The sequence below is a fragment of the Paracoccus yeei ATCC BAA-599 genome, from assembly GCF_000622145.1.
GTDB lineage: Bacteria > Pseudomonadota > Alphaproteobacteria > Rhodobacterales > Rhodobacteraceae > Paracoccus > Paracoccus yeei.
This window is the reverse complement of record NZ_JHWH01000008.1, coordinates 120,742-133,732: the sequence shown is the minus strand read 5'-3', so window position 1 is coordinate 133,732 and position 12,991 is coordinate 120,742. Positions and strand designations below refer to the sequence as shown.

Annotated in this window: 16 protein-coding genes; 11 read left to right on the top strand and 5 right to left on the bottom strand. The window is 69.3% G+C overall.

Features of this window, described 5'->3' with window-relative positions; all coding sequences use genetic code 11:
- The first annotated feature begins 101 nt into the window (after positions 1-101).
- The 3 genes from BU28_RS0105870 to BU28_RS0105860 are packed head-to-tail and all read left to right on the top strand — an operon-like array spanning position 102 to position 2,679.
- A complete protein-coding gene (locus tag BU28_RS0105870; protein ID WP_028718649.1) occupies positions 102-872 on the top strand; it encodes a LamB/YcsF family protein in 771 nt (256 codons plus the stop codon).
- 11 nt (positions 873-883) lie between these two features.
- The gene (locus BU28_RS0105865; protein WP_028718648.1) at positions 884-1,741 is read left to right on the top strand and encodes a D-amino-acid transaminase; all 858 of its coding nucleotides are present in this window, start codon (positions 884-886) and stop codon (positions 1,739-1,741) included.
- An 11-nt stretch (positions 1,742-1,752) separates the two neighbouring features.
- A complete protein-coding gene (locus BU28_RS0105860; protein WP_028718647.1) occupies positions 1,753-2,679 on the top strand; it encodes a dihydrodipicolinate synthase family protein in 927 nt (308 codons plus the stop codon).
- A 3-nt stretch (positions 2,680-2,682) separates the two neighbouring features.
- On the opposite strand, the gene BU28_RS0105855 is transcribed toward BU28_RS0105860, so the two are convergent.
- Positions 2,683-3,570 (bottom strand): LysR family transcriptional regulator, encoded by an 888-nt coding sequence (locus tag BU28_RS0105855; RefSeq protein ID WP_028718646.1) that lies wholly within the window; start codon positions 3,568-3,570, stop codon positions 2,683-2,685.
- 101 nt (positions 3,571-3,671) lie between these two features.
- Here BU28_RS0105855 and BU28_RS0105850 point away from each other — a divergent pair, with 101 nt between their 5' ends.
- The 7 genes from BU28_RS0105850 to BU28_RS0105820 are packed head-to-tail and all read left to right on the top strand — an operon-like array spanning position 3,672 to position 9,407.
- A complete protein-coding gene (locus tag BU28_RS0105850) occupies positions 3,672-4,889 on the top strand; it encodes a pyridoxal phosphate-dependent aminotransferase (protein ID WP_028718645.1) in 1,218 nt (405 codons plus the stop codon).
- Positions 4,886-5,308: a RidA family protein gene (locus BU28_RS0105845; protein WP_028718644.1), complete on the top strand. Its 423-nt coding sequence runs from the start codon at positions 4,886-4,888 to the stop codon at positions 5,306-5,308. The genes BU28_RS0105850 and BU28_RS0105845 overlap by 4 nt, the downstream gene beginning before the upstream one ends.
- Before the next feature lie 25 nt (positions 5,309-5,333).
- The gene (locus BU28_RS0105840; protein WP_028718643.1) at positions 5,334-6,560 is read left to right on the top strand and encodes a pyridoxal phosphate-dependent aminotransferase; all 1,227 of its coding nucleotides are present in this window, start codon (positions 5,334-5,336) and stop codon (positions 6,558-6,560) included.
- 41 nt (positions 6,561-6,601) lie between these two features.
- Entirely contained in the window at positions 6,602-7,387 is a 786-nt protein-coding gene (locus tag BU28_RS0105835) for an SDR family oxidoreductase (RefSeq protein ID WP_028718642.1), read from the top strand.
- A 13-nt stretch (positions 7,388-7,400) separates the two neighbouring features.
- Positions 7,401-8,114 carry a ribonuclease activity regulator RraA gene (locus tag BU28_RS0105830; protein WP_028718641.1) on the top strand — a complete coding sequence of 238 codons (714 nt, stop codon included), beginning with the start codon at positions 7,401-7,403 and terminating at the stop codon, positions 8,112-8,114.
- A gap of 9 nt (positions 8,115-8,123) precedes the next feature.
- Entirely contained in the window at positions 8,124-8,435 is a 312-nt protein-coding gene (locus BU28_RS0105825) for a hypothetical protein (RefSeq protein WP_028718640.1), read from the top strand.
- A 24-nt stretch (positions 8,436-8,459) separates the two neighbouring features.
- Positions 8,460-9,407: an acetamidase/formamidase family protein gene (locus BU28_RS0105820; RefSeq protein ID WP_028718639.1), complete on the top strand. Its 948-nt coding sequence runs from the start codon at positions 8,460-8,462 to the stop codon at positions 9,405-9,407.
- Positions 9,408-9,429: 22 nt separating this feature from the next.
- On the opposite strand, the gene BU28_RS0105815 is transcribed toward BU28_RS0105820, so the two are convergent.
- Positions 9,430-9,894 (bottom strand): hypothetical protein, encoded by a 465-nt coding sequence (locus BU28_RS0105815; RefSeq protein ID WP_028718638.1) that lies wholly within the window; start codon positions 9,892-9,894, stop codon positions 9,430-9,432.
- 13 nt (positions 9,895-9,907) lie between these two features.
- Entirely contained in the window at positions 9,908-11,116 is a 1,209-nt protein-coding gene (gene hmpA / locus BU28_RS0105810) for an NO-inducible flavohemoprotein (RefSeq protein ID WP_028718637.1), read from the bottom strand.
- A gap of 112 nt (positions 11,117-11,228) precedes the next feature.
- Here hmpA and BU28_RS0105805 point away from each other — a divergent pair, with 112 nt between their 5' ends.
- A complete protein-coding gene (locus BU28_RS0105805; RefSeq protein ID WP_036762077.1) occupies positions 11,229-11,660 on the top strand; it encodes an Rrf2 family transcriptional regulator in 432 nt (143 codons plus the stop codon).
- On the opposite strand, the gene BU28_RS0105800 is transcribed toward BU28_RS0105805, so the two are convergent.
- On the bottom strand, positions 11,657-12,175 hold the full coding sequence (locus BU28_RS0105800) for a DUF2478 domain-containing protein (protein ID WP_028718635.1): 519 nt from the start codon (positions 12,173-12,175) through the stop codon (positions 11,657-11,659). The genes BU28_RS0105805 and BU28_RS0105800 overlap by 4 nt on opposite strands.
- Entirely contained in the window at positions 12,172-12,987 is an 816-nt protein-coding gene (locus BU28_RS0105795; protein ID WP_028718634.1) for a peptidylprolyl isomerase, read from the bottom strand. The genes BU28_RS0105800 and BU28_RS0105795 overlap by 4 nt, the downstream gene beginning before the upstream one ends.
- Positions 12,988-12,991 lie beyond the last annotated feature (4 nt).

Here is a 12,991-nt window from a genome sequence, read left to right as displayed (position 1 = left end):
GGCGCAGCGAAATCGGGTCTGTCAACGGTTGCTTCCGACTCGCTGCGAAAAAATCGCCAAAATCCGCAATGCACGTTTTTTGCGCAGCAACAGGAGCAGGAATGGCCCGCACAATCGATCTGAACTGCGACATGGGGGAAAGCTTCGGCGCCTATACGATCGGCGACGACGCAGCGATGCTGAAGCTGGTGACCACGGCAAACATCGCCTGCGGCTTTCACGCCGGCGACCCGGTGGTGATGCGCCGCACGATCCGCATGGCGCGGGACAACGGCGTCTCGGTCGGCGCGCACCCGTCCTTTGCCGATCTGTACGGCTTCGGCCGACGCCGCATCTCGGGCGAGCGGCCCGAGGATCTGGAAACGCAGCTGATCTATCAGATCGTCGCCATGCAGGGCATGTGCGCGCTTGAGGGCCATCCGATGACCCATGTGAAGACGCATGGCGCGCTTGGCAACATGGCGGCGGTCGATCCCGATCTGGCCGCGCTTTGCGTCCGGGCGATTCGCGCCGTGGACCCGGCGCTGGTCTTCATCACCCTGCCCTATTCCGAAACCTATGCGGCCGCCGAAAAGGCCGGGCTGCGGGTCGCCTGCGAAATCTATGCCGACCGCTCCTACACCGACACGGGCGAGCTGACGCCGCGCACCCAGGCGGGCGCCGTCATCCACGACCCGCAGCAAAGCCTGGACCAGGTGCTCGAGATGGTGGTGAACGGCCGGATTCCGACCACCGGCGGCAAGCGGCTGCCGGTCCAGCCCGAAACGCTGTGCGTGCATGGCGACACCCCCGGCGCGGTCGACATCGTCCGGGCCCTGCGCACCGCATTGACCCAGAACGGCGTCGAGATCGCGCCGTTCGCCAAGAACTGACCGAGGGACAGATGAGCAGAATCCTTTACCTGAACGGCGCCTGGCTGCCCGAGTCCGACGCCCGCGTCTCGGTCTTCGACCGCGGTTTCCTGATGGCGGACGGCATCTACGAGGTGACCTGCGTGCTGGACGGCAAGCTGGTCGAATATGCCGGCCATGCCGCGCGGCTGCAGCGGTCCGCCCGCGAACTGGGGCTGACGATCCCGCTGGACGCCGACGCGCTGCTGGCCGTCCACCGCGAGATCGTGGCGCGCAACGGGCTGGATCAGGGCATGATCTATCTGCAACTGACCCGCGGCGCCGCCGACCGCGACTTCGCCTATCCCCCTGCTGGCACGCCGCCCACGCTGCTGCTGTTCACCCAGGCCAAGAACGTGCTGGAAAACAAGGCAGCCGAGCGCGGCATCTCGGTGGCGCTGCTGCCGGACCTGCGCTGGGGCCGGCGCGACATCAAGACGATCCAGCTGCTTTACCCCTCAATGGCCAAGATGGAGGCCATGGCCCGCGGCGCCGACGACGCCTGGCTGGTCCAGGACGGGTTCGTCACCGAGGCCTGCGCCGCCACGGCCCATATCGTGACGGCGAAGGGCGTGCTGGTCACGCGCGAGCTGTCGCACGCCCTGCTGCCGGGCGTCACCCGCGCCTCGGTGCTGGAACTGGCGGATGGTCAAGGGATCCGCGTCGAAGAGCGCGCCTTCACCCCCGACGAGGCGAAATCAGCCCGCGAAGCCTTCATCACCTCGGCGACGAATTTCGTGGTGCCGGTGACGCGGATCGACGGCCAGGCAGTCGGCGACGGGGCACCCGGCGCGCTGACGCAGCGGATCCGCGACATCTACATCGAAACCCGCCGCGCGGCGGCCATCTAGGGAAAGCAGCCATGGCACAGCGAATCGGACGCGACAGCAGCGGGGTGTTCATCATCGCCGCCACCCCCTTCACCGACAACGGCGAGATCGACCATGACAGCCTGCGCCGGCTGGTCGATTTCTATGCCGGCCACGGCGTCACCGGCCTGACCATCCTGGGCATGATGGGCGAGGCCAACAAGATGACCCCCGAGGAACGCCGCGCCGTCATCGACACGGTGATCGACCAGGCCGCCGGCCTGCCGGTGATCGTCGGCGTCTCGGACGCGGGGATGCGCAACCTGACTGACCTGGCGGCTCATGCGATGGACCGGGGCGCCGCCGGCGTCATGGTCGCGCCCGCGGCCGGCCCCGCGCGCGAGGACCGGATCGAGGGCTATTTCCGCGCCGTCGCGCAGGCGCTCGGTCCCGATGTGCCCATGGTGTTTCAGGACTTCCCGCTGGCGACCGGCCTGCCCGTTTCGGCAGCACTGATCCGGCGTCTGTCGTCGGACCTGCCGCAGATGGTGATGCTGAAGCACGAGGACTGGCCGGGGCTGAGCAAGATCACGGCCCTGCGCGCGGATGAAAAGACGCCCGGCACGCCGCGCCTGTCGATCCTGGTCGGCAACGGCGGGCTGTACCTGCCGCAGGAATTGCAGCGCGGCGCCGACGGCGCCATGACCGGCTTTGCCTATCCCGAAGCGCTGGTGCAGACCGTCGCCCTGCACCGCGCCGGACAGGTCGACGCGGCCGAGGATTTCTTCGACCGCTACCTGCCGATCCTGCGCCACGAACAGCAGCCCGGCTTCGGCTTGGCGGTACGCAAGCATGTGCTGATGCGGCGCGGCGCCATCGCCTCGGCCGCCACGCGCGCCCCGGGACCAAAGCTCGGCGCCATCGATATCGCCGAGGTCGAGCGGCTGATGGCCCGCCTGGAAACCCGGCTGGCCGCCTGATCCCTAGGGGCCCCGCCCCTGCGTCGGGGCCTGCACGCCGCCGCAGACATCGACGAAGGCGCGCACCGCCGCGATGCGCGCGCCCGAGCGGTTCCACAACACCCCGGTCTGGCGCGACCCTGCGCCGGCCAGCGGCAGCTTTTCCAGGCGCAGCCCCTCGGGCCAGGGCGGCGCCCAGTCGGGCACGATGGCGATGCCCAGGCCCCGGCTGACCAGCGCCGCGATGGCGTCCAGCGCGTCAAGCTCCAGCCATTCGCGCACCTTCAGGCCCTGTTGGCGCAGGAAACGGTCCACGATCTGCCCGCCCCACTGGTTGCGGTCATAGCGGATGAAGGGATGGCGCCGGATCACCTCCAGCGGATCGTCCAGAGCCATGCCGGCCCGCGCGATCAGCACCAGCGGCTCTTCACGCAGGGTCAGCCAGCCGGTGGCCTTGGGCACCGGGAATTGCGGCCGCACGATCACCGCCGCGTCCAGATCGCCGGCGACGACGCCATGATACAGATCGACCGAAGCGCCGGGCCGGATGAACAGATCGATCCGGGGATGGCGCGCGCCCAGCGTCTCGACGATGGCGGGCAGCAGGCCGGTCAGAGCCGTGGCCGTGGCGCCCAGCCGCAACTGCCCCTCGGGCTGGTCGTTGGCGGCGATGGCGCGCAGGTCGCGCGCGCCCTCGATCAGCGCCCCGGCATGGCGCAGCACCGCCAGGCCCGAGGCCGTCGGCCGCACCGTACGGCCCACCCGGCTGACCAGCGAATGGCCCAGATCCTGTTCCAGCGCGCGCAGCCGCTGGGCCAGCGCAGCGGGCGTCAGATTCAGCCGCCGCGCCGCCTCGGCGATCGAACCGCATTCGGCGACGGTGACGAAGCTTTCCAGAAAGCGAATATCCATAAGATGGTTTTTCTATCTTCTGAAGCAAGAATAAGCCAGATTTTCTTAATGACCAATCGCCGTAAGCTGCGGCCCGAAGCGTTCCCTTCACGGACCCAGCGATGACCATCCAGAACAAGTTTGCCAGACTGGCCACCGACAACGCCCCCGGCCAGGAGGTCCGCCAGACGGCCGCCGGCACCCAGGCGCTGCTGCGCGGCGATGCCCTGCCGGGCCGCCCGGTCGATTTCTCGCATGGCGATGTCGATGCGCACGAGCCGACGCCCGGCAGCTTCGAGGTCTTTGCCCAGGGCGTCGCCAAAGGCGGCAGCCAGGCCTATACCGAATATCGCGGCGATCTGGAGATCCGCGAGGAGGTCGCCGCACGCCTGGCCGATTTCACCGGCGCCCCGGTCGATGCGCGCGACGGCATGATCGTCACCCCCGGCACGCAGGGCGCGCTGTTCCTGGCGGTCGCCGCGACCGTGGCGCGCGGCGACAAGGTGGCCATCGTGCAGCCCGACTATTTCGCCAATCGCAAGCTTGTCGAGTTCTTCGAGGGCGAGATGATCCCGGTGCGGCTCGACTATGAAACCGCCGGCGAGGATCGCGCCGGGCTGGATCTCGACCAGTTGGAAGCCGCCTTTCGCGCCGGGGCCAGGGTGTTTCTGTTCTCGAACCCCAACAATCCCGCCGGCGTCGTCTATTCGCCGGCCGAGATCGCCCGGATCGCGGCGCTGGCGGGGCAATACGGCGCCACGGTCATCGTCGACCAGCTTTATTCGAGGCTGCGCTATTCCGGCGTGACCTATACCCATCTGCGGGCGCAGGACCTGGATCCGCAGAATGTCGTGACCATCATGGGACCGTCCAAGACGGAATCGCTCAGCGGTTATCGGCTGGGCGTGGCCTTCGGCGCGCCCGCGATCATCGCGCGGATGGAAAAGCTGCAAGCCATCGTCAGCCTGCGAGCGGCGGGCTACTGCCAGGCCGTGCTGCGCACCTGGTTTGCCGAACCCGAGGGCTGGATGGACGACCGGATCCGCCGCCATCAGGCGATCCGCGACGACCTGCTGTCGGTGCTGCGCGGCATCGGCGGCGGCTTTGCCCGCGCGCCGCAGGCCGGCAGCTACCTGTTCCCGCGCCTGCCCGCGCTGGCCGTGCCTCATGCGGATTTCGTCAGGATCCTGCGGCTTCAGGCCGGCACCGTCGTGACCCCCGGCACCGAATTCAGCCCGCATCACGGCGATTGCGTGCGGCTGAACTTTTCGCAGGACCACGCCGCCGCCGTCGCCGCGGTCGAACGCCTCGCGTCCCTGGTCGAGCGGTATCGCGCATGAGCGTACCTTTCCAGCCGATCCCGCAGGGCGATTACGTCCCGGCCCGCCGCCATGGCGCGCTGATCTTCACCTCGGGCATGACGCCACGCCGCGACGGCGTGCTGCTGCATCACGGCCCGGTCCGGTCGGATACCCCAGCCGATGCCTATGGCGACGCGGTGCGGCTGGCCTGCGGCAATGCGCTGGCCGCGGCACGCGGGATGCTGGCGCCGGACGAGAGCCTTGCCGCGATCCTCAGCCTGACGGTCTATGTCGCGGCCGAGCCGGGATTTGCCGCCCATTCCCGCATCGCCGACCTCGCCTCGGCCCATCTGCGCGCGGAACTGGGCGAGGCCGGCATCGGCTGCCGGGCCGCCGTGGGCGTGGCCTCGCTGCCGGGGAACGCGCCCGTCGAAATCCAGCTTGTCGCGGCCGTCTGACCGCGCCCCACCCAAAGGACCCCTGATGCAGATCGCAGCCAAGCCCGACGCCTCACGCCTCTCCTCGCGGCTGATGGCGGTGCAGCCCTCGCCCACCATCGCCATGACCCGCCTGGCCGCCGAGATGCGCCGCGCCGGGAAAGAGATCATCGGCCTTTCGCAAGGCGAGCCGGATTTCGACACGCCCGACCATATCCGGCGCGCCGCGGCCGAGGCCATCGCCGCCGGCAAGACCCGCTATACGGATGTGGACGGCACGCCTGAACTCAAGGCCGCCATCATCCGGAAGTTCCAGCGCGAGAACGCGCTGGCCTACGAACCCACGCAGATCAGCGTCGGCACCGGCGGCAAGCAGGTGATCTACAACGCGCTGCTTGCAACCCTGGACAAGGGCGACGAGGTGATCGTGCCGGCGCCCTATTGGGTCAGCTACCCGGACATGGTGCGGCTGGCGGGCGGCACGCCGGTCATTGCCCCCTGTCCGGAGGAGGACGGTTTCCTGCTGACCCCGGCCACGCTGCGCGCCGCGATCACGCCGAACACGAAATGGCTGATCCTGAACTCGCCCTCGAACCCCACGGGCGCAGGCTATTCGGCCGTGGCGCTGGCCGCGCTGGCCCAGGTGCTGCTGGAGCATCCGCGCATCCTGGTGCTGACCGACGACATGTACGAACATATCCGCTATGACGGCTGGCAGTTCGCCACCATCGCGGCCGTCGAGCCGCGCCTGGCGGATCGGGTGCTGACCGTCAACGGCGTGTCCAAGGCGTTTTCGATGACCGGCTGGCGCATCGGCTATGCCGGCGGGCCAGCGGACATCATCAAGGCGATGGCCACGCTGCAATCGCAATCGACCTCGAACCCCAGTTCGATCAGCCAGGCGGCGGCGCAGGCCGCGCTGGACGGGCCGATGGATTTCCTGGCCGCCCGGAACGAGACCTTCCGCGAACGCCGCGACCTTTGCCTTGCCGCCTTCGACGCCATCGAGGGGCTGAGCTGCCGCAAGCCCGAGGGGGCGTTCTACCTGTTCCCCTCCTGCGCGGGCATGATCGGCCGGCGCCGCCCCGACGGGCGGGTGATCGAAAGCGACGGCGATTTCGTCATGTGGCTGCTGGAGGAGGCCGGCGTCGCCGCCGTCCCCGGCAGCGCCTTCGGGCTTGCGCCCTATTTCCGCATCTCGTTCGCGACCGCGACCGAGCAGCTGGAAAAGGCCTGCGCCCGGATCGAGGCAGCCTGCAGGGCGCTGTCCTGAACGCCCCGCAGCAAGAGCCCACAACAGGAACGGAGACGATGATGGATCTTGGAATACGAGGCAGGACGGCGCTGGTTCTGGGCGCCGGCGGCGGGCTGGGCCGGGCGATCGCCCGCGCGCTGTCCGCCGAGGGCGTCCGCGTGGCGCTTGGCGATATCGACAGCGCGGCGGTCGAGGAAACCGCCCGCGTCCTGCGGCAAGAGGGCGGCAAGGTGCTGCCCCTGACCTGGGATCTGGGCGATCTGGCGCAGATCGGCCCGAATGTGGAGCGGATCGAGGCCGAACTGGGGCCCATCGACATCCTGGTGAACAACACCGGCGGCCCCAAACCCAGCACCGTCTCGGGCCAGGATGCGGCGTTGTGGCAGCAAAGCTTCCAGACGATGGTGCTGTCGGTCATCGCGCTGACCGACAGCGTGCTGCCCGGCATGCGCGAGCGCAAATGGGGGCGGATCATCACCTCGACCTCGTCCGGCGTGGTGGCCCCGATCCCCAATCTGGGCCTGTCGAATGCATTGCGCCTGTCGCTGGTCGGCTGGTCCAAGACCCTGGCGCGCGAGGTCGGACGCGACGGCATCACCTGCAACATCATCCTGCCGGGGCGCATCGCCACCCCGCGCATCACCTTCCTGGACGAACAGAAGGCCGCGCGCGAAGGCCGCAGCGTGGCCGACGTCGCGGCCGAAAGCGTCGCAGCGATTCCGGTCGGCCGCTATGGCCAGCCCGAGGAATATGGAGACGCGGTGGCGTTTCTGGCCAGCACCCGCGCCTCCTACATCACCGGCAGCACCATCCGCGTGGATGGCGGCCTGATTGCCAGCATCTGAAACGGAACAGTCCATGACCTCCCAAACCGAAGCCGCGCTGATCGACGCCCTATCCAAGGTCACCACCGCGACCCTGACCACGGTGCTGCTGAAAAAGGGCCTGCGCAATGTCTGGCTGCGCGGCGCAGCCCCGCTGAACCCCGGCCAGCCCCGTCTTGTCGGGCGCGCCTTCACCCTGCGCTTCGTTCCCGCGCGCGAGGATCTGGCAACGCCGGAAAGCTGGTCCTCGCCCATCTCGACCCGCGCCGCCATCGAGGCCATGCCCGAAGGCTGCATCTGCGTCACCGACGCCATGGGGGTCAGCGATGCCGGGATCTTCGGCGACATCCTGTGCGCCCGGATGAAGAAGCGGGGCGTGGCGGCGCTGGTCACCGACGGCGTGGTGCGCGACGTGGCGGGTGTGCGCGCGACCGGCCTGCCGGTCTGGTGCAGCGGCGTGGCCGCCCCGCCCTCGGTCGCGGGGCTGACCTTCGTGAACTGGCAAGAGCCCGTCGCCTGCGGCGGTGTCGCGGTCTTTCCCGGCGACATGATCGTCGTCGACGATGACGGCGCCGTGCTGATCCCCACCGCGCTGGTCGAGGAGGTCGCAGCCCAGGCCACCGAACAGGAGCGGCTGGAGGGCTGGATCATGGATCAGGTCGACCAGGGCGTGCCCCTGCCCGGCCTCTACCCGCCCGATGCCGGGAACAAGGCGAAATACGACGCCTTCAAGGCCGGCCAGTCCTGACCGGCGGGGATGGGCGACCTGGTTCCCGTCCTGATCCTTCTGGCCCTGATGGGCGCGGCCTCGATCCTGCCGGCGCTGCTGCACCACCGGCGGCGCCGGCGCTGGCGCCGCATCCCCGCCCGCATCGAGGCGGCCTATTACGCGGCTCCGGGAAAGACCGCCCTGCCCCTGGTCGACGTCACGTTCCGCGATTGCGGGGAAACGCGCTTCGTCCGGGGGCTGCGGCGGCACGCCCTGGATGTCGAGGACCTGGCGCCGGGCGATCCCATCCCGATCCTCGTCTCGCCGGTTGACAGCCGCCGCTGCGTCCTTGACGAGTAGGACGCGAACCCGCAGGAGCCTCAGGTGCATCACCATCTTGCCGCCACGCCGGACACGGTGCTTTGGGGCCATATCGACCCGGCGGCCGCGCCGGTCCTGCGGATCGACAGCGGCGACAGCGTCACCATCCAGACTCTGTCGGGCGGGGCGCGCAACCTGCCCGCGCCGGGCTCGGGTTGCCATGCCCTGCCCGCGCATCGCCAGGTCATCGCCCGCTGCCGCCCCCATCTTGGGCCCCATATCCTGACCGGCCCGATCTTTGTCAGGGGCGCCGCACCCGGAGACCGGCTGCTGGTCGAGATCGAGGAGATCACGCTTGCGCAGGATTTCGGCTGGAACGCCGTTGAGCCCGGCTTCGGCATCCTGCCGGACCTGGCAGAGGACTACCAGTCCCTGACCATTCCACTGGACCGCGCCCGACGGCAGGCCCGGCTGCCCTGGGGGCCGGTGGTCGATCTGGCGCCGTTCTTCGGCATTCTCGCCGTCGCACCCGATGCGGCGGGCGGCTGCGTCGGTTCGGTCGCGCCCGGCCCGTTCGGCGGCAACATGGACAACCGCTATTGCCGCGCCGGCGCGCGGATCGCCCTGCCCGTCTTTTGCGAGGGCGCGCTGTTTCTTGCCGGCGACGGCCATGCCCTGCAAGGCGACGGCGAAATCTGCGACATGGCGCTGGAAACCGCGCTGGACGGCCGGCTGCGCTTTTGCGTTGAAAAAGGCACCGCCCCCGAAGCGCCCGAGATCCTGTGCGACAACCGCATCATCACCATGGATTTCGACGAGGACCTGAACACGGCGGCCACGACCGCCGCGCGCCGGATGGTGGACTGGCTGGCGCGCAACACCGCGCTGTCGGTCCGGGACGCCTATCGCCATTGCAGCCTGCTGGCCGACCTGCACGTGACCCAGATGGTCAACCGGCGCAAGGGCGCGCATTGCGTGCTGGACTTGGGCACCCTGCCCGCCGGCGCGTAGCCTGGCGCACGCCAGCCGCGTTTCAGAACAAGCCGTGCGCGCCGCCCACCGCTCCGATCACCGCGATCAGCGAGATGGCCAGCAGCAGGTGATGCAGCCGGCCCATGCGGGCGAAATCGCCGGCCGGATCGGTCGAGCCCTTCATGCGGCGGTGCAGGAACAGCGGCTCGATCACGAACAGCATGGCGGCAAAGACCAGCCAGACCGCGACCATGGCGTGCATCCACCAATAGCCGACCTCGGCGAAGCGGTCCCACATCGGGCCGCGCCAGACCATCCAGAGACCGCTAAGACCAGCCAGCGCCACCCACAGCCGGGCCTGGGCGGCAAAGCGGCCCTCGATGCGGTGAAAGGCAGCCAGCCGGCGCTCGGGTGGCTCGGCCCCGCGGATCGCCGGGATCAGCACCAGCGTCACGAAGGCCACCCCGCCGATCCACAGAAGCACCGCGACCACATGGACGATCCGCGCGATGGTCAGGTCGTCCATGGCCGTCTTTCCCTCAGGCTGCCAGAAGTTCGTCGGCGGGGCCGAAGAACTCGTAATGGATGCGCACCGCCGGAACGCCCGCCAGCGACAGGGCCGAGACCGCCGCCCGCAGGAACGGGCGCGGACCGCAGATATAGTAATCCGCCGTCCCGGCCGGCGTATTGGCCAGCAGCCATTCGTCGGTGATCAGCCCTGCGATGTCATAGTCGCGCCCCGCGACCTCATCCGCAAGCGGGGTCTGGTGAAAGTCAGTGACGTGGATGTCGCGGCCCCGTTCCGCCAACGCGCGGACATGGGCGCGCATGGCATGGGTGTCGCGGTCATGGGTGCCGTGGATGTAGTGCACCGGCTGTTCGGCCCCCTGCCCGACCAGCCATTCCAGCATCGCCACCATCGGCGTCAGCCCGACCCCGCCCGACAGCAGCACCACCGGCCGTTGCGGCAGGCGATCCATGAAGAACTCGCCCGCCGGCGCGGCGACCTTGAGCACCGCGCCCACCGGCTGCTGATGCAGCCAGCCCGAGGCGAGCCCCATCGGCTCGCGCTTGACGCTGATGCGATAGCTTTCGCCATCCGGCGCCGACGAGATCGAATAGTTGCGCTTGGCCGGGGGATGGCCGGGGATGTCGAACCAGAAGGTCAGGTATTGCCCCGGCAGATGCGCCATCACCGCGCCGCCATCGACCGGGCGCAGCACGAAGGACTTGATGACGCTGCTTTCGGTCACGACCTCGGCGATGCGGAAATCGCGCCAGCCGTTCCAGCCGCCGGGCGCGGCGTTCTGTTCGCCGTAAAGCCTCTTTTCGCGGGCGATCAGGATATTGGCCAGGAACCAATAGGCCTCGCCCCAGGCGGCCAGGATCTCGTCGGTGGCGGCATCGCCCAGCACATGCTTGATCGCGCCCAGCAGCGCCTCGGCGACGTGCGGGTAGTGCTCGGGCAGGATCTGCAGGCCGACGTGTTTCTGCGCGATGCGCTCGACCGCCGGGGCCAGCGCGGCCAGGTTCTCGATATTGCCGGCATAGGCCAGGATGGCGCCGGTCAGCGCGCGCGGCTGGGCGTCGCTGGCGCCGTGATGCGACTGGTTGAACAGGTCGCGGATCGCCGGGTCGCGGAACATCCGCGCATACATCTCGTGCACGATGGTCATGCCATGCGCCTCGAGCGCGGGGACGGTGGCCTTGACCAGTTCGATGGTGCGGGGGCTGAGGGCCTGGGTCATCGGGATTCTCCTTGGCACGGTCGCGGGCGACTCGCAAAAATGATGCATTGTGAATACATCTATTTGGCTGATGAAAATCATGCAATGACGACGCATCTTTCCGGAAGGCCCCATGCGACTGACCCGCTATACCGATTACGCCATGCGCGTGCTGCTGTACCTGGCCCGCCAGCCCGACCGGCTGTGCTCCATCGCCGAGATCGCAAAGGCTTACGGAGTCTCGCAAAATCACCTGATGAAGGTCATCAACGACCTGGTGAATGCCGGCTGGCTGACCAGCGCCCGGGGCCGCAAAGGCGGCATCCGCCTGGCCAGGCCCGCCGATCAGATCAGCCTGGGTGCGGTCATTCGCCACACCGAGGCGGATTTCGACCTGGTCGGCTGCAGCAGCTGCATCATCGCGCCCGCTTGCGGGCTAACGCTGGCGCTGGAGGAGGCAACGCAGGCCTTTCTGGCGGTGCTGGACCGCCAGACCCTGGCCGATGTTCTGGCGCGGCGCGGCGATTTCCTGCCGCTGCTGCGCCAGCCGGGGGATGCGGCCTAGGCGGCGGCCATGGCCGGCAGGCGCGCGGACAGGCACCAATCCAGCACCGCCTGCCGTTCAGGCGGCAGCGCCTGGGCAAGACCGCCCGCGAACTCCAGGAAGGGCGGCAGGTTCAGCCCGTTCACGCCGACCAGCACCGGCATGCCGCGCTCCAGCGCCGTGGCGATGGTGCCGGCCAGGCCGCGGCCCTCGGCCTCCTGCTTGCCGAACTTGTTCACCACCAGGAATTCGGCGCGGTCCAGCGCCGCCTCGGTCCAGGCGACCGAGCGTTCCAGCGCATCGGGGTCCAGCCGGCAACCCCGCGCCTCGGGGCCGCGATCGACGCTGATGCGCACCGTGGGCCCATCCGGCAACAGCCGCAGGTCCATGTCGCACAGCGCCCGGTCGGCGCGGTCGACATTGCTTTGCACGGTGCCCGCCAGGCGCAGGCCCTGCGCCTCGAGCACATCGACCACCTCAGACAGCAGCGCGTCGATGGCGCCGCGGCCCGAAAGCGTGACATAGGCCAGCTTCATGCCGCGCCCCCTTCCGCACCAGCGCCAAGCGTCACGCCGGTGACCATGGCCTTTGCCACCAGCGCGGCAGTGAAGTCGCGGCTGGCGGTGACCCAGTCCGCCTTTTCGCGCGCCTCGCGCAGATGCGGCAGGACCGCGTCGAAAGGCAGCACCGCGCCCTCGGCCCGTGCGTCCAGCCGGATCAGGTGGATGCCGTAGCGCGTCTCGACCGGCGCGCCGATCTCGCCTTCGGGGATCGTGGCCAGCGCGGCCTCGAACTCGGGCACGGTATCGCCCGACGAAAGCTGGCCCAGCAGCCCGCCGCTGTCCTTCGAGGCGCAGGCGCTGTGCCGCGCGGCGAGTTCCGCGAACCGGCGCGGTGCCGCGCGCAATTCGCCCAGCACCTGCGCCGCCGCCGCACGGGCCGCATCGCGCGCCGCCTGGTCCCCGGGCGCAGCCGGGAACAGGATATGCGCCGCTTCGTAAAGCGAGGGCGCGCGGAAGCGGTCGGGATGGGCGTCATAGATCGCCCGCAGCGCGGCCTCGTCCGGGGTCTGGGGGGCGATGGCCTGATCCAGCAGTTGCCGGATCAGCGCCTCGTCCTCGGTTTCCCACTGGCCGGGGGCCAGTTCGGCAGGATCGGCGGTCAGGCCGCGCGCGCGGGCCTCTTGCAGCAGGATCTCGCGCAGGGCCAGGGCGCGGGCGGCGGCCTTCCAGGCCAGGCCCGGCTTGCCCTTGGGCGCGGGGTGGTTCTGCGCCTCGGCCGCGATGCGCTCGGGGCTGATGGTGACGCCGTTGACGGTGACGGGGGGCAGCAGGGGTTTCATGTCCATCACC

Coding starts and splice junctions, on each gene's coding strand:
- BU28_RS0105870 (WP_028718649.1), top strand. CDS start 102: ATGGCCCGCACAATCGATCTGAACTGCGACATGGGGGAAAGCTTCGGC.
- BU28_RS0105865 (WP_028718648.1), top strand. CDS start 884: ATGAGCAGAATCCTTTACCTGAACGGCGCCTGGCTGCCCGAGTCCGAC.
- BU28_RS0105860 (WP_028718647.1), top strand. CDS start 1,753: ATGGCACAGCGAATCGGACGCGACAGCAGCGGGGTGTTCATCATCGCC.
- BU28_RS0105855 (WP_028718646.1), bottom strand. CDS start 3,570: ATGGATATTCGCTTTCTGGAAAGCTTCGTCACCGTCGCCGAATGCGGT.
- BU28_RS0105850 (WP_028718645.1), top strand. CDS start 3,672: ATGACCATCCAGAACAAGTTTGCCAGACTGGCCACCGACAACGCCCCC.
- BU28_RS0105845 (WP_028718644.1), top strand. CDS start 4,886: ATGAGCGTACCTTTCCAGCCGATCCCGCAGGGCGATTACGTCCCGGCC.
- BU28_RS0105840 (WP_028718643.1), top strand. CDS start 5,334: ATGCAGATCGCAGCCAAGCCCGACGCCTCACGCCTCTCCTCGCGGCTG.
- BU28_RS0105835 (WP_028718642.1), top strand. CDS start 6,602: ATGGATCTTGGAATACGAGGCAGGACGGCGCTGGTTCTGGGCGCCGGC.
- BU28_RS0105830 (WP_028718641.1), top strand. CDS start 7,401: ATGACCTCCCAAACCGAAGCCGCGCTGATCGACGCCCTATCCAAGGTC.
- BU28_RS0105825 (WP_028718640.1), top strand. CDS start 8,124: ATGGGCGACCTGGTTCCCGTCCTGATCCTTCTGGCCCTGATGGGCGCG.
- BU28_RS0105815 (WP_028718638.1), bottom strand. CDS start 9,894: ATGGACGACCTGACCATCGCGCGGATCGTCCATGTGGTCGCGGTGCTT.
- hmpA (WP_028718637.1), bottom strand. CDS start 11,116: ATGACCCAGGCCCTCAGCCCCCGCACCATCGAACTGGTCAAGGCCACC.
- BU28_RS0105805 (WP_036762077.1), top strand. CDS start 11,229: ATGCGACTGACCCGCTATACCGATTACGCCATGCGCGTGCTGCTGTAC.
- BU28_RS0105800 (WP_028718635.1), bottom strand. CDS start 12,175: ATGAAGCTGGCCTATGTCACGCTTTCGGGCCGCGGCGCCATCGACGCG.
- BU28_RS0105795 (WP_028718634.1), bottom strand. CDS start 12,987: ATGGACATGAAACCCCTGCTGCCCCCCGTCACCGTCAACGGCGTCACC.